The 25183-nt window shown below is 63.3% G+C and carries 11 protein-coding genes and 1 pseudogene; 6 read left to right on the top strand and 6 right to left on the bottom strand.

What is annotated here, in order from left to right:
• Positions 1–453: 453 nt before the first annotated feature.
• The 5 genes from JV201_RS20205 to JV201_RS20185 form a co-directional block, all read right to left on the bottom strand.
• Entirely contained in the window at positions 454–1227 is a 774-nt protein-coding gene (locus tag JV201_RS20205) for an enoyl-CoA hydratase/isomerase family protein (protein WP_219405974.1), read from the bottom strand.
• Entirely contained in the window at positions 1224–2381 is a 1158-nt protein-coding gene (gene atuD / locus JV201_RS20200) for a citronellyl-CoA dehydrogenase (RefSeq protein WP_177081317.1), read from the bottom strand. Before atuD ends, JV201_RS20205 begins: the two co-directional genes overlap by 4 nt.
• A 71-nt stretch (positions 2382–2452) precedes the next feature.
• Positions 2453–4069 (bottom strand): geranyl-CoA carboxylase subunit beta, encoded by a 1617-nt coding sequence (atuC, locus tag JV201_RS20195; RefSeq protein WP_008431693.1) that lies wholly within the window; start codon positions 4067–4069, stop codon positions 2453–2455.
• Positions 4070–4072: 3 nt separating this feature from the next.
• Entirely contained in the window at positions 4073–4945 is an 873-nt protein-coding gene (locus JV201_RS20190) for an SDR family oxidoreductase (RefSeq protein WP_102605695.1), read from the bottom strand.
• A 12-nt stretch (positions 4946–4957) separates the two neighbouring features.
• Positions 4958–6736, bottom strand: coding sequence for an acyclic terpene utilization AtuA family protein (locus tag JV201_RS20185; protein WP_219405973.1), 1779 nt, complete (start codon positions 6734–6736; stop codon positions 4958–4960).
• Positions 6737–6890: 154 nt separating this feature from the next.
• Between JV201_RS20185 and JV201_RS20180 the strand changes: the two genes are divergently transcribed.
• The 3 genes from JV201_RS20180 to JV201_RS20170 all read left to right on the top strand — a co-directional run bounded on the left by JV201_RS20180 (position 6891) and on the right by JV201_RS20170 (position 9482).
• The gene (locus tag JV201_RS20180) at positions 6891–7514 is read left to right on the top strand and encodes a TetR/AcrR family transcriptional regulator (protein WP_087695088.1); all 624 of its coding nucleotides are present in this window, start codon (positions 6891–6893) and stop codon (positions 7512–7514) included.
• Positions 7515–7613: 99 nt separating this feature from the next.
• Positions 7614–8402, top strand: a complete 789-nt coding sequence (locus tag JV201_RS20175) for an ABC transporter substrate-binding protein (protein ID WP_083853176.1) — start codon at positions 7614–7616, stop codon at positions 8400–8402.
• A 66-nt stretch (positions 8403–8468) separates the two neighbouring features.
• Positions 8469–9482 carry a GNAT family N-acetyltransferase gene (locus tag JV201_RS20170; protein WP_219405972.1) on the top strand — a complete coding sequence of 338 codons (1014 nt, stop codon included), beginning with the start codon at positions 8469–8471 and terminating at the stop codon, positions 9480–9482.
• 138 nt (positions 9483–9620) lie between these two features.
• Here the strand turns inward: JV201_RS20170 and JV201_RS20165 are convergent, their stop codons facing one another.
• Positions 9621–10172 carry an RNA polymerase factor sigma-70 gene (locus tag JV201_RS20165; protein ID WP_003209024.1) on the bottom strand — a complete coding sequence of 184 codons (552 nt, stop codon included), beginning with the start codon at positions 10170–10172 and terminating at the stop codon, positions 9621–9623.
• Positions 10173–10450: 278 nt separating this feature from the next.
• Here JV201_RS20165 and JV201_RS20160 point away from each other — a divergent pair, with 278 nt between their 5' ends.
• The 3 genes and pseudogenes from JV201_RS20160 to JV201_RS29875 form a co-directional block, all read left to right on the top strand.
• Positions 10451–11209, top strand: coding sequence for a thioesterase II family protein (locus tag JV201_RS20160; protein WP_003209023.1), 759 nt, complete (start codon positions 10451–10453; stop codon positions 11207–11209).
• A 62-nt stretch (positions 11210–11271) separates the two neighbouring features.
• Positions 11272–24210 carry a non-ribosomal peptide synthetase gene (locus JV201_RS20155; protein WP_219405971.1) on the top strand — a complete coding sequence of 4313 codons (12939 nt, stop codon included), beginning with the start codon at positions 11272–11274 and terminating at the stop codon, positions 24208–24210.
• A gap of 132 nt (positions 24211–24342) precedes the next feature.
• Positions 24343–25183, top strand: a pseudogene (locus JV201_RS29875) (hypothetical protein); the annotation flags it as partial.

The raw sequence follows: 25183 nt of genomic DNA, 5'->3' as shown, positions 1-25183 counted from the left end.
TTTCTGTAGGAGCTGGCTTGCCGGCGATGCAGACAACTCGGTCTTCCAGACACACCGAGGTGATGCCATCGCMGGCAAGCCAGCTCCTACATTTGAACCGTGCCCGCTTTAGCTTTTGATTTTGCTCTTCAACACTCAAGCCGGCCGGTAGGCCGCTGTGCTGTTGATCTGCTTTTGATCTTGATCTTGGGCGCCCCGTTAAACCACGCTGGCCGAACGCAGGCTTTGGAGCGTGGGTAACCCGGCAGGACGCCGGGTTAGCCGTCCTGGGCCAGGGATGGCCCATGACGGCGGCCCACGGTCCAAAGCCGGAGTGAGGGCACACCGAGCCTAGGCGAGGTGCCGAGTGGTGGGGCAAGAGCGTTTTGGTTACTTTTGCGCTTTTCAAAAGTGACCCGCTGTAAGAGCGGAACCCATAGTCGCCATTACAAAAATAACGGATATGCCCCCGATTCATCGCGCCCACCCCGGCCTGCGCTTCTGCACAAACGCCTGAGTCCCCTCAACCCCTTCCTCACCACAAACCGCCTCGGCAAACCACTCGGCAGCCTGGTCCAACAACGGCCCCAACGCCTGCTCACCACTGGCCAGCAGCAACGCCTTGGTCCGCGCATTAGCCCCCGAAGCACACTGCAAAACCTGCCCCAACACCTCATCCAGCCGCTCCGCCAACGCCTGCGGATCGTGCTCCACAAAATGCACCAACCCCAACCGCAGCGCCTCAACCCCATCAAACCGCGCCGCCGTCAAAGCCAGCCGCCGCGCCTGGGTCAACCCGATACGCTTCACCACAAACGGCGCAATCTGCGCCGGCAACAACCCAAGGCCGGTCTCCGGCAACCCAAACTGCGCCTGATGATCCGCAATCGCTACATCACTGACACACACCAACCCAAACCCGCCGCCCAGCACGGCACCCTCAAGCACCACAATCACCACCTGCGGCAGCGCCTCCACTTCCTGCAACAGCGTGCCGAACGCCCGGTTCAACGCCTGCAAGCCTCCCGCGGCTCCCGCGCGAGCCATGTCCTTCACATCGCCACCGGCCGAAAAATGCCCACCCGCGCCGCTGATAACCAACGCCCGCACGCTCTTGTCCCCAGCCACATCGGCCAGTACCGCACGCAGTTCGTTGACCATTTCCAGGCTCATGGCATTGCGGCTGTCCGGCCGATTGAGGGTCACATGCAGCACCCCGTTATGCGGTTCCAGCAACAACGTGTTCACGACTTCTTCCCCGGCAGGGTGCCCATCAATTTGCAGATGATCCCCAGCATGATCTCGTCCGCCCCACCACCAATCGACACCAGCCGCACATCGCGATAAGCCCGGGCCACCGGGTTGTCCCACATGAACCCCATGCCGCCCCAATATTGCAGGCAACTGTCGCTGACTTCCCGGCCCAGGCGGCCGGCCTTGAGCTTGGCCATGGAGGCCAGGCGCGTCACGTCCTGGCCCTTGATGTACTGCTCGGTGGCCTGGTACACCAGCGCCCGCAGGCATTCGATTTCGGTGGACAGTTCGGCCAGACGGAAGTGGATCACCTGGTTGTCGATCAGCGCCTTGCCGAAGGTCTTGCGTTCCTTGCAGTACTCGATGGTGCTGTCGATGCAGTACTCCAGGCCCTTGACCATATTGGCCGCGCCGAACAGCCGCTCTTCCTGGAACTGCAGCATCTGCATCATGAATCCCGCACCTTCATGGCCGATGCGGTTGCGCTGGGGGATGCGCACGTCGTCGAAAAACACCTGGGCGGTTTCCGAGCTGTGCATGCCGAGCTTTTCCAGGGGCGGGCTGACGCTGATGCCGGGGGTGTTCATCGGCACCATGATCAGCGACTTGTTGATGTGCGGCTTGTCGTCGGAGGTGTTGGCCAGCAGGCAGATGAAGTCGGCGCTCGGTGAGTTGGTGATCCACATCTTGCTGCCGTTGATCACGTAGTCGGTGCCGTCCTTGCGGGCATGGGTTTTCAGCCCGGCCACGTCGGAGCCGGCGCCGGTTTCCGAGACGCCGATGCAGCCCACCTGTTCGCCGCTGATGGCCGGGCGCAGGAATTCTTCGCGCAATTCATCGGAGCCGAAGCGGGCGAGGGCCGGGGTGCACATGTCGGTCTGCACGCCGATGGACATCGGGATGCCGCCGCAGCGAATGCTGCCGAACTCTTCGGCGGCGACGATCGAGTAGCTGTAGTCGAGGCCCATGCCACCGAATTTTTCCGGCTTGGAGATACCCAGCAAACCGAGGTCGCCGGCCTTGCGGAAGATCTCGTGGATCGGAAAGCGTCCGGCCTTTTCCCACTCATCCACATGCGGGTTGATCTCGCGCTCGACAAAGCCACGGACGGTGCGACGCAGTGCTTCGTGTTCCTGGGTGAAGATCATTTTTATTGTTCTCCCTATGGGGACGCGGGGCGTCCCGGGCTGCATTCCCACGCGGGGCGTGGGAACGATCATCAAAACCGCGCTGCACCAAAGCTGTTGGGCTGTAGTTGCCGCACCTCGGCCTCGTGGCAGATGTCCAGCAGAAACCCGAGCAAGGTTCGTGTATCCCGTGGGTCAATCAGCCCGTCGTCCCATAGGTTTGCGCTGCCGTAGAGGGCGGTGGACTGGCTGTCGAGTTTCTGTGCGGTGACCTGTTCGAGCATGTCGAGCACCTTGGGGTCGGGCACCAGGCCGTCTTTCAGTTGCTTGGCTTCGGTGACGATCCGCAGCACCTTGCCCGCCTGGGCGCCGCCCATCACGGCGGTGCGACTGTTGGGCCAGGCGAAGATAAAACGCGGGTCGAGCCCACGGCCGCACATCGCATAGTTGCCGGCACCATAGGAGCCGCCGACGACGATGGTCAGTTTCGGCACCCGGGCATTGGCCACCGCCTGGATCATCTTCGCGCCGTGCTTGATCACGCCTTGCTGTTCCGACTCGGTGCCCACCATGAAGCCGGTGGTGTTGTGGAAGAACAGCAGCGGTGTCTGGCTCTGGTCGCACAGCTGGATAAATTGCGCGGCCTTGCTCGCACCCTTCGGGGTGATCGGCCCGTTGTTGCCGATAAAGCCACAGGCGCGGCCCTGGATATGCAGGTGGCCGCAGACGGTGTGCGGGTCGAACTCGCCCTTGAATTCGAGGAAGTTGGAAGCGTCCGCCAAACGCGCGAGGATTTCGCGCACGTCGTAGGGCTTTTTCGGATCGTCGGGGATCAGCCCCAACAGCTCGTCAATCGGGTACAGCGGCTCGCTGTAAGCGCGCTTTGGCACAGGCGGCAAGCGGTCATCCCACGGCAACAGGCTGACAATCTCACGCACGATGCGCACACCGTCAGCGTCGTTTTCCGCCAGGTATTCAGCGGTGCCGGCGGTTTGCGCATGCATCTCGGCGCCGCCCAGTTCTTCATCGGTGGCGACTTCGCCGGTGGCGGCCTTGAGCAGCGGCGGGCCGGCCAGGAACAGCTTGGCCTTGCCACGCACCACCACCACGTAATCCGAAAGGCCCGGCTGATACGCGCCGCCCGCCGTGGCCGAGCCATGCACCACGGTGATCTGCGGCAGGCCCATGGCCGACATCCGCGCCTGGTTGGCGAAGCTGCGGGCGCCTTCGACGAAAATCTCGGCGGCGTAGTTGAGGTTGGCGCCGCCGCTTTCTGCCAGCGTCACCACCGGCAGTTTGTTTTCCATGGCGATCTGTTGCAGGCGCAGGGATTTTTTCAGGCCCGAGGGGGAAATGGTCCCGCCCTTGATCGCGCTGTTGTTGGCCACCACCAGCATGCGCACGCCGCTGACGTAGCCGATGCCGGCGATCAACCCGCCCCCAGCGGCGCTGCCGTCTTTGTCATCGTGCAGTTTGTAGCCGGCCAGGCTCGCCAGTTCGAGGAACGGCGCGCCGGGGTCGAGCAATAAATTCAGGCGTTCCCGTGGCAGCAGTTGCCCGCGCTTGTCGAACCTGGCCTTGGCTTCGGCGGCCTTGCCCAGCAGGTTTTGCTCCAGCTGGCGCAATTGATTGACGCCCGTGAGCATCGCTTCGCGGTTCTGCGCGAATTGCGGGCTGTGGGCGTCGAGTTGCGAGTCGATCACCGGCATGGCTTATTTCTCCTCCTTGAGCACGTCCGGCAAGTAAGCCCGGTGGAAACCATTAAAGGACACGCTCGGCGGTTGCGCCTTGTGCAGCGGCCAGGCGCGGCTGCCCAGGCTGGCGGCGCCGTCGATGCGCAAGGTGCTGCCGCTGACGAACGCGGCGGCGGGGCTGAGCAAGAACACAATCGCCGCGCTGACTTCCGATTCGGTGCCGATGCGCTTGAGCGGAACATGCTCGCGCAAGGTCGGGATCACCGCCTTGAATGCGCCTTCGTAGGTGTCCATGCCGCTGGAGGCAATCCAGCCCGGCGCCACGGCGTTGACCCGCACCCCCGCGTAACCCCATTCAAAGGCGGCGGTCTTGGTGAAGTTGTCCATGCCCGAACGTGCCGCACCGGAGTGCCCCATGCCGGGCATGCCGCCCCACATGTCGGCGAGCATGTTGACGATGGATCCGCCGTGCTTGCTCATGCTCTGGTTGAACACTTCCCGGGCCATCAGGAAACCGCCCACCAGGTTGGTGCGCAACACGGTTTCAAAGCCCTTCTGGTTGATCGACGCGAGCGGCGAGGGGTACTGGCCGCCGGCGTTGTTCACCAGGCCATGAATCGGGCCGTGCTCCTGCAGGACCTGGCCGACCAGCGCCTTGACCGCTTCTTCATCACGAATATCGCAGGCCTGCCAACTGGCGCGGCCGCCGTCCTCACTGATCTCCGCCGCCACCGTTTGCAGTTTTTCCGGCTTGCGCCCCACCAGGATCACATGGGCGCCGAGGGCTGCCAGCTCGTGGGCGGTGCAACGGCCAATGCCACTGCCGCCGCCGGTAACGATGATGGTCTGCCCCTGGAACAGGTCGGCTTTGAAGATCGAGTCGAAGGCCACGGCGCGGGTCCTTTAAGTGAATTGATCGGCAATGTGCTGCGGCACGGCAATCGGGATTTCCAGCAACTGTTGGGCGAAGGCCTTGCCTTGGGGATCGATGCGCAGGCTGGCAATCCCGCCGCCACCCAGGGCGTTTTCCAGCAGGAAGTTCAGGCTGTGGCTGCCGGGCAAATACCAGCGCTCGACGCGGCCGTGGATCGGGTCGAGCACGTGGCTCATCCAGTCGACGATCACTTCGGGCGTCAGTGCCTCGGCGATCCACGGCAGGTAGTCGGGCTCGCGGGCGATCACCCCGATGTTGCTGTGGTTGCCCTTGTCGCCGGAGCGGGCCACGGCCAGCTTGACCAGCGGCACGTTGGCGTCGGCGCGGCCTTGGGGTTTGGGCGGGTCGATCAATGCGATCGAGGTGTTCAGCGGTTTGGCGACGGGCAATTCGCAGGCATGCCGTTCGCCAAGGAAGTCGACCTGCAATTGGCAGGCGCTTTTATCGATCAGGAATGAAAACAACCGAATCAGCGGGTACACCGTGGGTCGCCCGCCGACGATCCCGGTGAGCCCCGGCGCCATGCCGGTGGCCGCCTGGGCAATCTCCCGGGCGAACAGCACCAGCGCCTGTTTGCTGGGGTGACGCACCGCCAGTTTCACCACCACTTCGCGGCAGTCCTGGCGTTGGGCATGGGGGCCGTAGGTGGCTTCGCTGCCCAGCAGTTCGATGTTGATGTCGGTGTAGGGCGCCCAGCCGCGCTGGCTGAACAGCTCTGAGGTCTTGTTGATGATCGCCTGGCTGACCCGTTCGGCCTTGGCCACCGCGTCGATCCCGGCGATCAGGCAACTGGCGGTGCAGCGAAAACCATCCGGGTAGGTGGCGCTGATCTTGTACTGGTCGGTGGGCGGCAGGCCTTTGGCGCCGTGCAGGTGCACGCGGTTTTTGCCTTGTTGCCGGAGCTTGACCTGGCTGAAGTCGCAGATCACGTCGGGCAACAGGTAGGCGCGCGGGTCGCCGATTTCATACAGCAGTTGCTCGGCGACGCTCAGTTCGCTGATCAGTCCGCCGGTGCCCTCGACCTTGCTGACGGTGAACTGGCCGTCGGCACTGACCTCCACAATCGGGAAACCGATGTGTTCGTAGTCCGGCACCTCCCGCCAATCGGTGAAGTTGCCGCCGGTGCACTGCGCGCCGCATTCGATGATATGCCCGGCCAATGCCGCCTGGGCCAGGCGGTCGTAGTCCTGCCAGGACCAGTTGAATTCATGCACCAGCGCTGCGCTGACCACTGCGCTGTCGACCACACGGCCGGTGATGACGATGTCGGCGCCCAGCTTCAACGCCTGCACGATACCGGGCGCGCCGAGGTAGGCGTTGGTGGATACGCACATCGGCGGCAAGGGCGCGCCGCTGAACATGTCGGTGACGCCGTGCAGTTGCTTGAACTGCGGTAGCAGGTCATCCCCCAGCAGTACGGCGATCTTCAACGGGATTCGGGCCTGGTCGCAGGCCGCCTGCAACGCGGCGGCGCAGGCCTGGGGGTTGATCCCGCCGGCGTTGCTGATCACGCGGATGCCCTGGCGCTGGATATCCGCCAGCAGCGGCGTCAGCACCTCGACGAAATCCGTGGCATAGCCGGCCTGGGGATCTTTCATTCGCGCTCCGGCGAGGATCGACAGGGTGACTTCCGCCAGGTAGTCGAACACCAGGTAATCCAGCGTGCCGCCGTGCACCAACTGCGCAGCGGCGGTGCAGGTGTCGCCCCAGAAGGCGCTGGCGCAGCCGATGCGTACCGTCTTGTTCATGGGGCGTCCTTCCTCTGGTTTGCTGATACCAACACTACCAAGCAAGCGCTTGGTTTGTAAACTCTGGTCATAACTTTGCCCCAAGCGCTTGCTTGGTTGGCTGCCACGGCCTAAATTGCCGCCCAAGACGTAACCAGAAGTTAAGGAGAGCAGCATGGATGAGCAAAAAGCCCTGCGGGTGATGCGCACCATGGTCGACGCCGGCCAATTGACCGACCCCGACAGTGCCCGTGGCAAGCTGCTGCAAACCGCGGCCCACCTGTTTCGCAACAAGGGTTTTGAGCGCACCACCGTGCGTGACCTGGCCGGCGCGGTCGGGATCCAGTCCGGCAGCATCTTTCATCACTTCAAGAGCAAGGACGAAATCCTGCGGGCGGTGATGGAGGAAACCATCCACTACAACACCGCCCTGATGCGCGCTTCCCTGGCCGAGGCGAGCAACGTGCGCGAGCGGGTGCTGGCGCTGATTCGTTGCGAATTGCAGTCGATCATGGGCGGCAGTGGCGAGGCCATGGCGGTGCTGGTGTATGAATGGCGTTCCCTGTCGGCCGAGGGCCAGGCCCAGGTGCTGGCCTTGCGCGATATCTACGAAGAGATCTGGTTGCAGGTGCTGGGGGAGGCGAAAAACGCCGGTTACATCAAGGGCGATGTGTTTATCACGCGGCGTTTCCTGACGGGCGCCTTGTCCTGGACCACCACCTGGTTTCGCGCCCAGGGCAGCATGACCCTCGAGCAACTGGCCGACGAAGCCTTGCTGATGGTGTTGAAAGCTGACTAGCCCTTTCGCGCAAGCTATTAATTGTGTGGCAGAAAGTTGTCTCGATAGACAAAAACGCCTAGCTTAGCGGGATCAAAGTTTTCGACGGTGTGTGCCTTGATGTTTTCGCCTTGGCGATTGGCTGCAGGACTCTCAATATGGGCACTTGGCGCACTGTGGCTGATGCCTGCCTCGGCCGCCCAACTGGTGAGGGTCGGTGCTGCGCATTTCCCGCCATACACCGTGCGCCCGGAGCAGGGTGCCGACACCGGGTTGCTGCCGCAACTGGTGGAAGCCTTGAACGCCCTGCAAACCGACTACCAGTTTGTGCTGGTACCCACCTCGATTCCCCGGCGTTTTCGCGACTTCCAGCAAGGTCGGGTGGACATGGCGATCTTCGAAAACCCCAAGTGGGGCTGGCAGGATATTGCCCACACCGATGTCGACATGGGCCTGGAGGATGCGGAAATCTTCGTGGCCCAGCAGGAGCCCGGTCGCGACCAATCGTATTTCGCCGACCTGACCGGCAAGCGCCTGGCGGTGTTCAGCGGCTATCACTACGCGTTCGCCAATTTCAACCCCGACCCCAAGTACATGGCGGAGCACTTCAACGCCACCTTGACCTATTCCCACGACAGCAACCTGCTGATGGTCGCCCGGGGCCGGGCCGACATCGCCCTGGTGACACGTTCCTACCTCAGTGATTTCCTGGTGCGCAATGCCGATACGGCGGGGCAGTTCCTGGTGTCCGAGCGGATCGACCAGGTGTACCACCACTATGCGTTGCTGCGGCCCAAGGCGCCGATCACGGGGCCGGCGTTCGCCGGGCTGCTCAAGCAGCTGAGGGACAACGGCCAGTTGCTGAAGATCTTCGAGCCTTACCGCATCGATGTAATGCCGGTACCGTGATCGTCTAAATTTTTGCCCTCGGCTCACGTCACTTGTTGAACTGTCGACGATTCGTGAGCCCATCCCATGTCCAATCTGAATGACCTGTCAGTGCTGCCCTTGCCGGCGGGACCCGCCCTGAATGCTGATGAAACTGATAGCCGCCTGAGCCTCACCCTTGAGGGCCAGCCGCTGATTCGCCTGCGCCTTGAGCGGGGTGATGAGGTGCAGGTGAATTTGCAGGAGCCCGCCAGTGTGCCGGCTGCCCGTGCCTTGTGGGCGGCGTGTTATTGGCTGTTTGCCAGGGAGCCCGGGCGTCAGCGACTGGTCTGGTGTCTTGAGCATGCGCCGGAAGATGCCTTGCGCAGTGGGTTGCTGGTGGCGACCGGGGTTGCCGGGCAGTTTCATTGCGAGCGCACGTTGTTCTGGCAGTTGCCGCAACCGTGGCTGGGGCAATCTCTCACGGGGACTTATCCGCAGCAGATGATCATCAGCGGTGGCAAGCGTCATCCTGCCCGTGCGCCGAAGCCGCGGGGCGAGGTGTATCGGCGGTTTGATGCGCGGCTGGGGGCGTGGATTTCACTGCGTACGGTGGAGATTGATGTTGATCTGGCGCGCTTCAATCGTTGGCAGAACAGTGCTCGGGTGGCGAATTTCTGGCAGGAAACTGGCAGCCTGGAACAGCATCGGGAATATCTGGACAAGCTGGAAGCGGATCCCCATGCGTTGACGTTGATTGGCTGTTTCGATGATGAGCCGTTTGCTTATTTCGAGGCGTATTGGGCGAAGGAGGATCGGATTGCGCCGTTTTATGATGCGGCGGATTACGATCGCGGGATTCATATGCTGGTGGGCGAAGAGCACCACCGTGGTCCGCACAAGGTAGCGAGTTGGTTGTCGGCGCTGGTGCATTACTTGTTTCTCGATGATCCGCGTACGCAGCGTGTGGTGGCTGAGCCTCGGGCGGATAACGGGAAGATGATTGGGCATATGCAGAATCAGTGTTTCCACTGTGAGAAGGAGTTTGATTTTCCTCATAAGCGGGCGGCGTTGATGATTCTGGGGCGGGAACGGTTTTTTGAGCGGTGTGGGTTGGTTTGACTGAGCAAAAAATCTGAGTGCACGAAGATCAAATGTGGGAGCGGGCTTGCTCGCGAAAGCGYAGTGTCAGTCAATGCATGTGTGACTGATCCACCGCTTTCGCGAGCAAGCCCGCTCCCACATGGGATGTGTGGCGCGTCAGGCTCGCCGCGCAAACGTGTCGCTATGGGTCCCGGAAACCTTCCGGCAATGCACCAGCGCATCGCGAATCATAAAGTTCACCAACGTCGGTGAAACCCCCAGCTCCTTGGCAATATCCTTCTGCGGCACCCCGTGCAGCCGGTACATCTCAAACGCATAACGCGTGCGCTGAGGCAACTCGGTCAAGGCGTCGGCAATGTTCTCCAGCGTCGAAAAGTTGATGTGTGAGGTCTCAGGTGAAGCGCCGTGAATAACCACATTCAAGCCTTCCTCTTCCGTGCCGGAATATTTCAGCTCCAGCGCCTGCTTGCGGTAGTGATCAATAGCCAGGTTGCGCACGATCTGGAACAGGTAACTGAGCTGCGCCTTGAACGATGACGTGATGGTGGGGGCCGATTGCAACCGGAAGTAGGCGTCTTGCACCACGTCTTCGGCGCGGGATCGGCAGCCGGTAATACGCGCTGCGATCTTGACCAGGATCAGTCGATTGTCGACGAAGGCCTGGAGTAGGGGTGAGTCGCACCTGCCTGTGGATACTTGTTCCGTCATGGAAATCACCTTGTTGCAAGAGAAGGTTGGGGGAGGGCGTCCTTGCTGAGGCCTCCTACACATCGGGCAACAAATTATGCTTAATGATAATGATTGTCAAATGAGAAGACGAACTAATCTTATGCTTTATCGAGAGGTGTGAACGGCGTCTCGCTGACTAATTATTTCCCGGTGCCATCCGTTCTCATGGGTGAAAGGCCAGTTAACAAACCGGCCAAGGATCAGCGCCTGGAGGAGGACAAAATGGGTTTTTATCGTGTGAGCGGGAGTGGTCTGAAATGAACACGCCGGCTCGATTACGCCTGTTTTGCCTGCCTTACTCCGGCGCCAGCGCCATGGTCTACAGCCGCTGGCGGCGGGCGCTGCCGGAGTGGTTGCAGGTGCGGCCGCTGGAGTTGCCGGGGCGCGGCATGCGCATGGACGAGCCGTTGCAGCGCGATATCAAAAACCTGGCCGGGCAACTGGCTGATGAGATCCGCGCCGAGCTGGACGGCCCCTACGCCTTGTTCGGCCACAGCCTCGGCGGCCTGCTGGCCTTCGAGCTGGCCCATGCCCTGCGCGAACGGGGTGCGCCGCCGCCATTGGCGCTGTTTGCCTCGGGTACCGCCGGCCCGGCCTGTCGCGATGTCAGCGAATACGCCATCGAGAAAAACGACGAGCAACTGATCGCCCGCCTGCGGGAACTCAAGGGCACGGGCGAAGACGTGCTGGCCAACGCCGAACTGATGCAGTTGATGCTGCCGATCCTGCGGGCCGACTTCCTGCTGTGCGGCAGTTTCGAATACGGCGAGCGTGAGCCGCTGAGCCTGCCCATCCATGTATTCGGCGGCAAGCAGGACACGGTGCGCGCCGATCAACTGCTGGACTGGCAGCAAGACACCGCCAGCGGTTTCTCCCTCGACATGTTCGACGGTCACCACTTCTTCCTGGTGCAGCACGAGAGTTCCGTACTGCGCTGTGTGCGGCGTTACGCCGACGAACACCTGGCCCGCTGGCGCAACGACGCCGCGCGGCAGATGGCCCGGGCAACCGGCTGAACAAGCCCCCCCGGCCACACATTCCCCGATTTCCCAGTAAGCCGATTTCAGGCAGGAACCCCATGATGGACGCCTTCGAACTTCCCCGCACCCTGGTTCAGTCCCTTCAACGCCGCGCCGCGCAAACCCCGGATCGACTGGCGTTGCGCTTCCTTGCCGAGACGGCCGAACAGAGCGTTGTCCTCAGTTACCGCGACCTCGACCTGCGCGCCCGCACCATTGCCGCCGCCTTGCAGGCCGACGCCGGGCTGGGCGATCGTGCGGTGCTGCTGTTCCCCAGCGGGCCGGATTACGTCGCGGCGTTCTTTGGTTGCCTGTACGCCGGGGTCATCGCGGTGCCGGCCTATCCGCCGGAGTCCGCCCGCCGCCATCATCAGGAGCGGCTGCTGTCGATCATTGCAGACGCCGAGCCGCGGTTGCTGCTGACCACGTCCAGCCTCGGTGATTCGCTGGCGCAACTCGAAGGCGCGCCGCAGTTGCTGTGCGTTGACAGTCTCCATGTTGAAATCGCGGGCAATTGGATCGCGCCCAACTTGCAGGACGATGACATCGCCTTCCTGCAATACACCTCCGGCTCCACTGCGTTGCCCAAGGGCGTGCAAGTGACCCACGGCAACCTGGTGGCCAACGAATTGCTGATCCGTCGCGGCTTCGGCATCGACCTGAACCCCGACGACGTGATCGTCAGCTGGTTGCCGCTGTACCACGACATGGGCCTGATCGGCGGGCTGCTGCAGCCGATCTTCAGCGGTGTGCCGTGCGTATTGATGTCGCCGGCGTACTTCCTTGGCCGGCCATTGCGCTGGCTCGAAGCGATCAGCGAATACGGCGGCACCATCAGCGGCGGGCCGGACTTCGCCTATCGCTTGTGCAGCGAGCGAGTCAGCGAATCGGCATTGGATCGCCTGGACCTGAGCAAATGGCGCGTGGCGTATTCCGGCTCGGAGCCGATCCGCCTCGACACCCTCGAACGCTTCGCCGAGAAGTTCGCCGCCTGCGGTTTTACCCCGAACAATTTCTTCGCCTCCTACGGCTTGGCGGAGGCCACCTTGTTCGTTGCCGGCGGCACCCGTGGCCACGGCATCCCGGCCCTGCGCCTGGACGAACAGGCTCTGGCCGCCAATCGCGCCGAGCCAGGGCAGGGCGCGGCGATCATGAGTTGCGGCACCAGCCAGCCCGAGCACGCGGTGCTGATTGCCGACCCCGCCACCCTGGCGACGCTCCGCGACAATGCCGTCGGTGAAATCTGGGCCACCGGCCCGAGCATCGCCCACGGCTACTGGCGCAACCCTGAAGCCACCGCCAAGACTTTCGTCCAGCACGAAGGCCGTACCTGGCTGCGGACCGGCGACCTCGGGTTTATCCGCGAAGGTGAAGTGTTCATCACCGGCCGGCTGAAAGACCTGCTGATCGTGCGGGGCCACAACCTGTATCCCCAGGACATCGAGCAAGCCATCGAGCGTGAAGTGGAAGTGGTGCGCAAGGGGCGGGTCGCTGCGTTCGCGGTGAATGACCAGGGCCTGGAAGGCATTGGCATCGCCGCCGAAATCAGCCGCAGCGTGCAGAAAATCCTGCCGCCGGAAGCACTGATCAAGGCGATTCGCCAGGCGGTGGCCGAAGCCTGCCAGGAAGCGCCGGGCGTGGTGGTGTTGCTCAACCCCGGTGGCTTGCCGAAAACGTCCAGCGGCAAGGTGCAGCGCTCGGCCTGCCGTACACGCCTGGCGGACGGCAGCCTCGACAGTTATGCGCAGTTCCCCGGCGTGCAGGCGCCGGTCGGCGATGCTGTCCTGCAATCCGAACTGCAAAACCAGATTGCCGCGATCTGGTGCGAGCAATTGCAGGTGACGCAGGTCGCCGCCGACGATCACTTCTTCCTGCTGGGGGGCAACTCCATCAGCGCCACCCAGGTCGTCGCCCGGCTGCGGGAAACCCTCGGCCTGGAACTGAACCTGCGCCTGTTGTTCGAAGCGCCCACCCTGGCGGCCTTCGCCACCAGCGTCGGGCAATTGCAGCAGGACGGCGGCGTGGCCCAAGGCGCAATCCATGGGTTGTCGCGCCAGGAAGACCTGCCGCAATCCCTCGCGCAAAACCGACTGTGGATCACCTGGCAACTCGACCCGCACAGCAGCGCCTACACCATTCCCGGCGCCTTGCGGTTGCGCGGCGAGCTGGATGAAGACGCGGTGCGCGCAACCTTCCAGCAACTGATCCAGCGCCACGAAGCCCTGCGCACGCGCTTCTTCGAGCGCGATGGCCAGGCCTTCCAGCGGGTCGACGCCAAGGCTGATTTCGATCTGCAAGTCATCGACCTCAGCGATTTGCCTGCCGCCGAGCGGGAAGCCCGTGCCAAGCAGATTCGTGAAGACGAAGCCCGCACCCAGTTCGACCTGGAGAAAGGCCCGCTGCTATGGGTAACGCTGGTACGCCTGGATGACGAAGACCACCAACTGCTGGTGACGATGCACCACATCATCGCGGACGGCTGGTCGCTGAACGTGTTGATCGACGAATTCTCGCGACTGTACGCCGCTGCGTCCCAGGGCCAACCCCTGGAACTGCCAGCGCTGGCCCTGCAATACGCCGACTACGGAAGTTGGCAGCGCCAGTGGCTGGCCGAAGGCGAGGGCCAGCGGCAACTGGCTTACTGGAAACAACAACTGGGCGACGAGCACCCAACCCTGAGCCTGGCCACCGATCACCCGCGTTCGGCGCAGCACCTGCGCAGTGCCTCGCGTCACAGTGTGCGTGTGAGCGCGAGCCTCGGCGAAGCCATTCGCAAGACTGCCCAAAGCCACGAATCCACGCCGTTCATGCTGTTGCTCGCGGCGTTCCAGAGCCTGCTCTATCGCTACAGCGGCCAGCGCGATATCCGCATCGGCGTGCCCAACGCCAACCGTCCGCGCCAGGAAACCCAAGGCCTGATCGGGTTCTTTATCAACACCCTCGTACTGCGCGCCGAACTGGATGCGCGCCTGCCCTTCGCCGAGTTGCTGACGGCAACCCGCACCGCAGCGCTGGGCGCCCAGGCCCATCAGGACCTGCCTTTCGAACAGCTGCTGGAAGCCTTCCCCCAAGCCCGGGAACAAGGCCTGTTCCAGGTGATGTTCAACCACCAGCAGCGTGACCTCGGCGCCCTGCGCCGCCTGCCGGGCCTGCTTGCCGACGAGCTGGCATGGCACAGCCGCGAAGCCAAGTTCGACCTGCAACTGCACACTGAAGAAGACCGCAACGGGCGCCTGAGCCTGTCCTTCGACTACGCCGATGAGCTGTTCGACGCCGCCACCATCGAGCGCCTGGCCGGGCACTTCATCAACCTGCTGCAAGCCATCTGCGAACAGCCGCAACAGGCCATCGGCGACCTGAAGCTGTTGCACGCCGACGAGCAGCGCCAACAACAGCAGTGGAGCGCTGCGCCGTGCACACCGGCGCAGCGCTGGCTGCCGGAACACCTCAACCAACACGTCTCGGAACGCACCGCACTGGTGTGGCAGGACGGCAGCCTGACCTTCGCGCAATTGCACACCCAGGCCAACCGCCTGGCCCATTACCTGCGGGACAAGGGCGTGGGCCCGGACGTGTGCGTGGCCATCGCCGCCGAGCGTTCGCCGCAACTGCTGATCGGCCTGCTGGCAATCATCAAGGCCGGCGGCGCCTATGTGCCGCTGGACCCGGATTATCCCGCCGAACGCCTGGGCTACATGCTCAAGGACAGCGGCGTGCAACTGCTGCTGACCCAGACTCCACTGCTGGAACAACTGCCCACGGCGCAAGGCGTGTGCGTCATCGCCATGGACAGCCTCAAGCTCGACAGTTGGCCGACCCACGCGCCGGGTTTGCACCTCAATGGCGACAACCTCGCCTATGTGATCTACACCTCCGGCTCCACCGGCCAGCCCAAGGGCGTGGGCAACACCCATGCCGCGCTGGCCGAGCGCTTGCAGTGGATGCAAGCCACCTACCAATTGGATGAAACCGATGTGCTGATGCAAAAGGCGCCCATCAGTTTCGACGTGTCGGTGTGGGAGTGTTTCTGGCCGCTGATCACCGGTTGCCGCCTGGTGCTGGCCGGCCCCGGCGAGCATCGCGATCCCCATCGCATCGCGCAGTTGGTGCAGGAACACGGCGTGACCACGCTGCACTTTGTGCCGCCGCTGTTGCAGCTGTTTGTCGACGAACCGTTGGCTGCCGAATGCACCAGCCTGCGTCGCCTGTTCTCCGGCGGTGAAGCGCTGCCTGCCGAGTTGCGTAACCGGGTGCTGGCGCAGTTGCCGGCGGTGCAGTTGCACAATCGGTATGGCCCCACCGAAACCGCGATCAACGTGACGCACTGGCATTGCCAGGCCGAGGACGGCGAGCGTTCGCCGATTGGCCGGCCGCTGGGCAATGTGATTTGCCGGGTGCTGGATGATCAGTTCAAGCCGCTGCCGACGGGTGTGCCGGGTGAGTTGTGCATCGGCGGCATCGGCCTGGCCCGGGGTTACCTCGGGCGTGCGGGGCTGACCGCCGAACGCTTTGTCGCCGACCCGCTGGGCGAGGCGGGCGCACGCCTGTATCGCACCGGTGACCGCGTGCGCTGGAGCACCGAGGGTGTACTGGAATACCTCGGGCGCCTGGATCAGCAGGTCAAACTGCGTGGCTTCCGTGTCGAGCCTGAAGAAATCGAAGCCCGCCTGCTGGCTCTCGACGGCATCGCCCAAGCGGTGGTGCTGGTGCGGGAAACCGCAGCCGGTGCGCAGTTGATCGGTTACTACACCGCCAGCGAACCGTTGGATGAACAGGACGTAAAAACCGCCCTGGCCGCCGAGCTGCCGGAGTACATGGTCCCGGCGCAGTTGATGCGCCTGGACGCGATGCCCCTGAGCCCAAGCGGCAAACTGGATCGCCGCGCCTTGCCGGAACCGGTGTGGCAGGTACGTGAGCACGTCGAACCTGAAACAGCGCTGGAACAGCAAATCGCCGCGATCTGGCGTGAAGTCCTGGCGCTGCCACGCATCGGCCTGCGGGACGACTTCTTCGCCCTTGGCGGCCATTCGTTGCTGGCGACGCAAATCATCTCCCGCACCCGCCAGGCCTGTGACGTCGAATTGCCGTTGCGCACGCTGTTCGACGCCAGCGAGCTGGGGGCTTTCGCCGAGCAGGTCCGGCTGATCCAGGCCTCCGGGCAACGTAACCAACAGTTGGCCATCGGCAAGGTCGACCGCAGCCAGCCGGTGCCACTGTCCTATTCCCAGCAGCGCATGTGGTTCCTCTGGCAGATGGAGCCCGACAGCCCGGCGTATAACGTCGGCGGCATGGCGCGCTTTCGCGGGGTGCTGGACGTGGGCCGTTTCGAGGCGGCGTTGCAGGCCTTGATCATGCGTCACGAAACCCTGCGCACGACTTTCCCGAGCATCAATGGCGTGGCGCAGCAGAAGGTCGCGGCGCAAACCGGCGTGCGCATGGATTGGCAGGACTTCTCTGCGTTGAATGAGGCCGAGCGCCAACGGCGAGTGCAACAACTGGCCGACCATGAAGCCCACTCGCCTTTCAATCTGGAAACCGGCCCATTGCTGCGCGCCTGCCTGGTCAAGGCCGGCGAGCAGGAACATTACCTGGTGCTGACCCTGCACCATATCGTCACCGAAGGCTGGGCCATGGACATCTTTGCCCGTGAACTCAGCGCGCTGTATGAAGCGTTCATCGACGACCGCGAATCGCCACTGGCGCCACTGCCGGTGCAGTACCTCGACTACAGCGTGTGGCAGCGCCAGTGGCTGGAGTCCGGCGAACGCCAGCGTCAACTGGATTACTGGACCGCGCAACTGGGCACCGAACATCCGCTGCTGGAACTGCCGGCCGACCGTCCGCGGCCGCCGGTGCAAAGTCACCAGGGCGAGCTGTACCGTTTCGATTTGAACGATGACCTCGCCGCCCGCGTGCGTGCCTTCAACGCCGAACGCGGCCTGACCCTGTTCATGACCATGACCGCCACCCTCGCGGTATTGCTCTACCGCTACAGCGGCCAGACCGACCTGCGCATCGGTGCGCCGGTGGCCAACCGGGTTCGCCCGGAAAGCGAAGGGCTGATTGGCGCATTTCTCAACACCCAGGTGCTGCGTTGCCAGCTCAACGGGCAGATGAGTGTCGGCGAACTGTTTGACCAGGTTCGCCACACCGTGATCGAAGGCCAGTCCCATCAGGACCTGCCGTTCGACCATCTGGTGGAGGCCCTGCAACCACCCCGCAGCGCGGCGTACAACCCGCTGTTCCAGGTGATGTGCAACGTGCAGCGCTGGGAATTCCAGCAGAGCCGGACCCTGGCCGGGATGACCGTCGAATACCTGGCCAACGATGCCCGCGCCACCAAGTTCGACCTCAACCTGGAAGTCACTGACCTCGATCATCGCCTGGGTTGCTGCCTGACCTACAGCACCGACCTGTTCGACGAGCCGCGCATTGCGCGCATGGCGGCGCATTGGCAAAACCTGCTGGAAGCCTTGCTTGCCGATCCGCAACAGCGCCTGAGTGAGTTGCCGTTGCTGGAGGCTGGCGAACAGCGCGCCCTGCAAGACAGCCTCGGTATTGAAGCCGGCGAGCATCGCCTCGACCAGTGCATCCATCACCTGTTCAGCGAGCAGGCCCTGGCCCGTGCCGATGCACCGGCGTTGACCTTTGCCGGGCAGACCCTGAGCTACAGCGAACTCGACAGCCGTGCCAATCGCCTGGCCTGGATGCTCCGCGAGCGCGGCGTGGGCCCGCAGGTGCGGGTCGGCCTGGCGTTGCCGCGTTCGCTGGAAATGGTCGTCGGCCTGCTGGCAATCCTCAAGGCCGGTGGCGCCTATGTGCCGCTGGACCCGGAATACCCGCTGGACCGCCTGCACTACATGATCGAAGACAGTGGCATCGGCCTGTTGCTCAGCGATGCTGCGATGTTCGACGCATTGGGCGAACTGCCTGAGAGTGTCGGCCGCTGGTGCCTGGAAGAAGACCTGCCGACCCTGGCGGACTACCCGGCGAGCGAGTTGCCTTTCATCAGCCTGCCGCAACATCAGGCCTACTTGATCTACACCTCCGGTTCTACCGGCAAGCCCAAGGGCGTGGTGGTGTCCCACGGCGAAATCGCCATGCATTGCCAGGCGGTGATCGAGCGCTTCGGCATGCGCCCGGATGACTGCGAGCTGCACTTCTATTCCATCAACTTTGACGCTGCCACCGAGCGTCTGCTGGTGCCGTTGCTCAGTGGTGCCCAGGTTGTGTTGCGGGCCCAGGGCCAGTGGGACGCGGAAGAAATCTGCGGGCTGATTCGTCGGCACCGCATCAATATCCTGGGCTTCACCCCAAGCTATGGCAGCCAGTTGGCGCAATGGCTGGCCACGCAAGACCAGACCCTGGCGGTGCGCATGTGCATCACCGGCGGTGAGGCCCTGACCGGCGAACACTTGCAGCGCATTCGCGCGGCATTCAAGCCGGCGCTGTTTTTCAACGCCTATGGTCCGACTGAAACCGTGGTGATGCCGTTGGCCAGCCTGGCCCCGGAAGCCCTGGAAGAGGGCGCCGGCAGCGTGCCGATCGGCAGCATCATCGGCGCGCGTGTGGCCTACATTCTGGATGCGGATCTGGCGCTAGTGCCGCAAGGCGCGACCGGCGAGTTGTACGTCGGCGGTGCAGGCCTGGCCCAGGGGTATCACCAGCGTCCGGGGATGACGGCGGAGCGGTTTGTCGCGGATCCGTTTGCCACGAACGGCGGTCGCCTGTATCGCACCGGCGACCTGGTGCGCCAGCGTGCCGATGGCCTGGTGGAATACCTCGGTCGTATCGACCATCAAGTGAAGATTCGCGGGTTCCGCATCGAGCTGGGGGAAATTGAAACCCGCCTGCTGGAACACCAGGCGGTGCGTGAAGCAGTGGTGTTGGCGCTGGATTCCCCGAGCGGCAAACAGTTGGTGGCCTACCTGATCAGCGACGAAGAACACGGTGCACTGCGTGAATCCCTCAAGGCGCATTTGAAAGCGCAGCTGCCGGACTACATGGTGCCCGCGCACCTGATCGTTCTCGACAGCATGCCGCTCACCGCCAACGGCAAACTCGACCGCCGCGCCTTGCCGCAGCCGGACCCCGAGGCGAATCGTCAACAGTACGTGGCGCCGCGCAACGAGCTGGAGCAAACCCTGGCGGCCATCTGGTGCGCGGTACTGAACGTGCAACAGGTAGGCCTTGACGACAACTTCTTCGAGTTGGGCGGTGACTCGATCCTGTCGATCCAGGTGGTCAGCCGGGCCCGGCAGGCAGGGATTCATTTCAGCCCGCGTGATTTGTTCCAGCACCAGACCGTGCAAACCCTGGCCGCCGTGGCGACCCGCAGCGAGCAGGTCAGCGCCGAACAAGGCGTGTTGACCGGCGCGTCCGGGCTGACGCCGATCCAGCACTGGTTCTTCGACACCGACATCCCGGAGCGCCAACACTGGAACCAGGCATTGCTGCTGGAGCCGGTTCAGGCCCTGGAACCTCATCGCCTGGAGCAAGCGTTGCTGGCGGTGCTGGAACATCATGACGCCCTGCGCCTGAGCTTCACCCAGCGCGACGCCCAATGGCACGCCGAACACTTGGCGGTGCCGGAAGGCGGCCTGCTGTTGCAAGCCCAGGTGGCGGACATGGAACAGTGCAGCGCGCTGTTCACCGACACCCAGCGCAGCCTCAACCTCGCCCATGGCCCGTTGTTGCGCGCGTTACTGGTGGACGGCCCGCAAGGCCAGCGCCGGCTGCTGATCGCGATCCATCACCTGGTGGTGGACGGCGTTTCCTGGCGGGTATTGCTGGAAGATTTGCAGACCGTGTATCGCCAGTTGAGCGACGGCCAGCCGGTCAACCTGCCGGCCAAGACCAGCGCCTTGCGCGACTGGGCGGCGCGGTTGCAGGCGTATGCCGGCAGCGAATCCCTGCGTGAGGAGCTGCACGTGTGGCAGCAACAGTTGGCCGGCCCTGCCGTTGAGTTGCCGGTGGATCGCCCACAGGGTTCGCTGCGCAATCGCGACGCCGATACCGTCAGCGTGCGCCTGGATGCCGAGCGCACCCGCCAGTTGTTGCAGCAGGCGCCAAGTGCCTACCGCACCCAGGTCAACGATTTGCTGCTGACCGCCCTGGCCCGTGTGCTGTGCCGTTGGAGTGGCCATGAATCCGCACTGATCCAGCTGGAAGGCCACGGCCGCGAACCGCTATTCGACGAGATCGACCTGACCCGCAGCGTCGGCTGGTTCACCAGCGCCTACCCGCTGCGCCTGACCCCGCTGCATATCGAAGAGGCCGCCGGGCAGGGCGCCTCGATCAAGGCGATCAAGGAGCAACTGCGCGGCGTGCCCCACAAAGGGTTGGGTTATGGCGTGCTGCGCTACCTGGCCGACGACCTGTGCCGCCAGACCATGGCCGCGTTGCCGACCGCCAGTATCACCTTCAACTACCTCGGCCAGTTCGACCAGAGCTTTGGCGCCGACGCACTGTTCCACCCGCTGGACGAGTCCGCCGGGATCGCCCACGACCCGGACGCGCCGTTGCCCAACGCGCTGAGTGTCGACAGCCAGGTGTACGGCGGTGAGCTGGTGCTGCGCTGGACCTTCAGCCGCGAGCGTCACCACAGCCAGACCATCGCTGAACTGGCGGACGCTTACCTGGCGGAACTGCAAAGCCTGATCGAACATTGCCTCAAGGCAGACGCGGGCGGCCTTACGCCGTCGGACTTCCCGCTGGCGCACCTGACCCAGGGGCAACTCGATGCGCTGCCGGTGCCGGCCAATGCCATCGAAGACGTGTACCCGCTGACCCCGATGCAGGAAGGCTTGCTGCTGCACACCCTGCTGGAACCGGGCACCGGCCTCTACTACATGCAGGACCGCTACCGCATCAACAGCGCCCTGGACCCCGAGCGTTTCGCCCAGGCCTGGCAGGCGGTGATCGCCCGTCATGAAGCCTTGCGCGCCTCGTTCTGCTGGAACGTCGGCGAAGACATGTTGCAGGTTATCCACAAGCCCGGCAGCACGCCGATCGAGTACCTCGACTGGAGCCAGGAGCCGGAAAGCGAGCAGGAACCGCGCCTGCAAGCGTTGCTGAAAAGCGAGCGTGAAGCCGGTTTCGATCTGCTTAACCAGGCGCCCTTCCACCTGCGGCTGATCCGCGTAGGCGAAGCCCGCTACTGGTTCATGATGAGCAACCACCACATCCTGATCGATGCGTGGTGCCGCTCGCTGCTGATGAACGATTTCTTCGACATCTACATGGCCCTCGGCGAAGGTCGCGAAGCGCAACTGGCGACGCCACCGCGTTACCGCGATTACATCGCCTGGCTGCAACGCCAGAACCTCGCCGAGGCGCGCCAGTGGTGGCAGCAGAACCTGCAAGGGTTCGAACGCACCACACCGATTCCGAGCGACCGGCCGTTCCTGCGCGAGCATGCCGGCCACAGCGGCGGCATGGTGGTAGGCGACTGCTACACCCGCCTGGATGTGCGCGACGGCGCGCAATTGCGCGAGCTGGCCCAGGCTCATCAATTGACGGTGAACACCTTCGCCCAGGCGGCATGGGCCCTGGTGCTGCGGCGCTTGAGTGGCGATCGCGACGTGCTGTTCGGCGTCACCGTGGCAGGGCGCCCGGTAGAAATGCCCGAGATGCAGCGCACTGTCGGGCTGTTTATCAACAGTATCGCCTTGCGGGTCAAGCTGCCGGAGGACGATCAGCAGTGCAGCGTGCGCCAATGGTTGAGCGGCCTGCTCGACAGCAATATGCAACTGCGCGAGTACGAGTACCTGCCGCTGGTGACCATCCAGGAGCACAGCGAACTGCCGAAAGGCCAGCCGCTGTTCGACAGCCTGTTCGTGTTCGAGAACGCCCCGGTGGAAGTCTCGGTACTGGACCGTGCGCAAAGCCTGAATGCCACCTCGGATTCCGGTCGCACCCACACCAACTTCCCGCTGACGGCCGTGTGCTACCCGGGCGATGACCTGGGCTTGCACCTGTCCTACGACCAGCGTTATTTCGATGAAACCACCGTGCAAGGCATGCTCACTGAATTCAAGCGGCTGCTGCTGGCGCTGGTGCAGGGCTTCCATGGCGACATGGCCGACTTGCCGCTGATTGGCGAGCAGGAGCGTGAGTTCCTGGTGGACGGCTGCAACCAGAGCGAGCATGAGTATCCGCTGGAGCGCAGTTACATCGAGCTGTTCGAAGCCCAGGTGGCACAGCATCCACAGCGGATTGCCGCCAGTTGCCTGGATCAGCAATGGACCTACTCTGAGCTGAACCGGCGCAGTAACCGCCTGGGTCATGCGCTGATTGCCGCGGGTGTCGGGCTGGACCAACCGGTGGCGTTGCTGGCTGAACGTAATCTGGATTTGCTGGGCATGATCATCGGCAGCTTCAAGGCCGGCGCGGGTTACTTGCCGCTGGATCCGGGGCTGCCGACCCAGCGCTTGAGCCGGATCATCGACCTCAGTCGTACGCCGTTGCTGGTGTGCACCGAGGCTTGTCGGGAACAGGCGGATCTGTTGCTGGAAGAGTTTGCCTGTGGCTCGCGACCGAGGCTGCTGGTGTGGGAGGAGCTGGTGGGTTCAGAGCAGAACCCGGGCATCTACAGCGCGCCGGATAACCTGGCCTACGTGATCTACACCTCGGGCTCCACTGGCCTGCCCAAGGGCGTGATGGTCGAACAGCGCGGCATGCTCAATAACCAGTTGAGCAAGGTGCCGTATCTGCAACTGACTGAGCACGATGTGATCGCCCAGACCGCCTCGCAAAGTTTCGATATCTCGGTGTGGCAGTTCCTTGCGGCGCCGCTGTTCGGGGCGCGGGTGGACATTGTGCCGAATACCATTGCCCATGATCCGCAAGGCTTGCTCGCTCACGTCCAGGCCCAGGGCATTACCGTGCTGGAAAGCGTGCCGTCACTGATCCAGGGCATGCTCGCCCAGGAGCGCATGAGCCTGGATGGCTTGCGCTGGATGCTGCCGACGGGTGAAGCGATGCCGCCGGAACTGGCGCACCAGTGGTTGCTGCGTTATCCGCAGATTGGCCTGGTCAACGCGTATGGCCCGGCGGAATGTTCGGACGACGTGGCGTTCTTCCGCGTCGACCTGGCGTCGCCCCGTGGCACTTATCTGCCGATTGGTACGCCGACTGACAACAACCGGTTGTACCTGCTGGACGGCGCGCTGGAATTGGTGCCCCAAGGCGCGGTTGGCGAGTTGTGCGTGGCCGGGACGGGCGTGGGGCGTGGTTATGTCAGCGATCCGCTGCGCACGGCGCAAGCGTTTGTGCCGAATCCATTTGGTGCGGACCGGTTGTATCGAACAGGGGATTTGGCCCGCCGTCGCAGCGACGGTGTGTTGGAGTACGTCGGGCGCATCGACCATCAGGTGAAGATTCGCGGTTACCGGATCGAGCTGGGTGAAATCGAAGCGCGCCTGCATGAGCAGCCTGAAGTGCGGGATGCGGCGGTGGGCGTGCAGGAGGGCGTCAACGGCAAGCATCTGGTGGGCTACCTGGTGGCGGCGGATGCGCAGCTCAACCCGGGTGAGCGCCTCGATCGCATCAAGCAACGCCTGCGGGCCGAGCTGCCGGAATACATGGTGCCGTTGCATTGGTTGTGGCTCGACCGGTTGCCGCTGAACGCCAACGGCAAGCTGGACCGCAAGGCCTTGCCGGCACTGGAGATCGGCCAGTTGCACAGCCAGGATTATCTGGCGCCGCGCAATGAGCTGGAGCAGACGCTGGCCGGGATCTGGGCCGAGGTGCTCAAGGTCGAGCGCGTCGGCGTGCAGGACAACTTCTTCGAACTGGGCGGGCATTCGTTGCTGGCCACGCAGATAGCTTCACGGGTGCAGAAGACGCTGCAGCGGGATGTGCCGTTGCGGGCGATGTTCGAGTGCAGCACGGTGGAGGCGTTGGCGGGGTATATCGACGGGCTGGCGGCGAATGAGATCAGCGCCGAGAAGGTGGATCGGTTGAGTGATTTGATGGCGGAGCTGGAGGGTTTTTAACTCGGATCGCAACGCGCCACTCGTCGGGTGGCGCGGTTGTTAAGGTTCGAACTGTGAATTCTGACAGTAGGCAAGGGGGGTATTTCGGCGTGTGATGGGCAACACCATCACTCGTTGAAATGGAGTTCTATCATGCCCAAGTCATCACCGTTGACCCTTGACCTGCCCAAGCCACAGTTGGTCGAAGCCGAGGGAGAGCCCCGGGTTGACCCGCTCCAGTTGCTGGAGGGGGCTACTGTCCGGGTGTTCTACGAAGGGATGCTCAGCACCGACAGTATTGCGTTGCGCTGGGAGTCGACACCGGGGGGATACGCGCCGATTGCCTCCCTGGATGGCGTCGAAGCGGGCTCGGTCGAGTTCCACGTACCCCCGTATTACGTAGGGCTGCGCATTGATAACTTCGCGCTGTTTTCCTATGTCGTTACCCGCGATGGCGAGGAACATCCTTCCCCCGTTGCCGACGTGTTCATCAAGTTGCCGTCCAATTTGCCGCAACTGCAGATCTTTCAAGCCTCAGGTGGTGTTCTGGACCTGTCCTTGTTGTGCGGTGAAGACCCGGTTCTGCATGTCGACGCCTGGCCGTTCATCGACCCGGTTCAAGTGGCTCAGGTCTATATCGGGGGGATTTACCCTGATGGGTCCAAGGCCAGTCTCTACCCTTATGAAGATGCACCGGTAACAGATGAGGACGTGCGCCATGGCTGGACCCGAAAGTTGTCTCGTGCCGAGCTGGCCACGCTCAAGCATGACAGTGAGCTTTATATTGCGTTCTACGTTGAGTTTTTGCCGCGTGCGGATTCCAGTCCGGTGTATCGGCTGATTTCTGGTTTGGTGTTGACGTTGCTCATCGAGCCTCATTTGGATCTCGTAGCGCCCACGGTGGTGGAAGCCACGCAAATCACACCTGAAAATCTCGTATTGAATCCGGTCAATACCCGGGACGGTGCGACCATCCGGGTCAGCTATGAGCATA

Source organism: Pseudomonas sp. Colony2 (assembly GCF_019382755.1).
Lineage (GTDB): Bacteria > Pseudomonadota > Gammaproteobacteria > Pseudomonadales > Pseudomonadaceae > Aquipseudomonas.
The sequence above is the reverse complement of the archived record's forward strand: the minus strand, read 5'-3'. Positions and strand labels throughout refer to the sequence as shown.

Bases quoted from the DNA above. Each gene is read 5' to 3' on its own strand.
- atuD (WP_177081317.1), bottom strand. From the start codon at position 2,381: ATGATCTTCACCCAGGAACACGAAGCACTGCGTCGCACCGTCCGTGGC.
- atuC (WP_008431693.1), bottom strand. From the start codon at position 4,069: ATGCCGGTGATCGACTCGCAACTCGACGCCCACAGCCCGCAATTCGCG.
- JV201_RS20185 (WP_219405973.1), bottom strand. From the start codon at position 6,736: ATGAACAAGACGGTACGCATCGGCTGCGCCAGCGCCTTCTGGGGCGAC.
- JV201_RS20180 (WP_087695088.1), top strand. From the start codon at position 6,891: ATGGATGAGCAAAAAGCCCTGCGGGTGATGCGCACCATGGTCGACGCC.
- JV201_RS20175 (WP_083853176.1), top strand. From the start codon at position 7,614: ATGTTTTCGCCTTGGCGATTGGCTGCAGGACTCTCAATATGGGCACTT.
- JV201_RS20170 (WP_219405972.1), top strand. From the start codon at position 8,469: ATGTCCAATCTGAATGACCTGTCAGTGCTGCCCTTGCCGGCGGGACCC.
- JV201_RS20165 (WP_003209024.1), bottom strand. From the start codon at position 10,172: ATGACGGAACAAGTATCCACAGGCAGGTGCGACTCACCCCTACTCCAG.
- JV201_RS20160 (WP_003209023.1), top strand. From the start codon at position 10,451: ATGAACACGCCGGCTCGATTACGCCTGTTTTGCCTGCCTTACTCCGGC.
- JV201_RS20155 (WP_219405971.1), top strand. From the start codon at position 11,272: ATGATGGACGCCTTCGAACTTCCCCGCACCCTGGTTCAGTCCCTTCAA.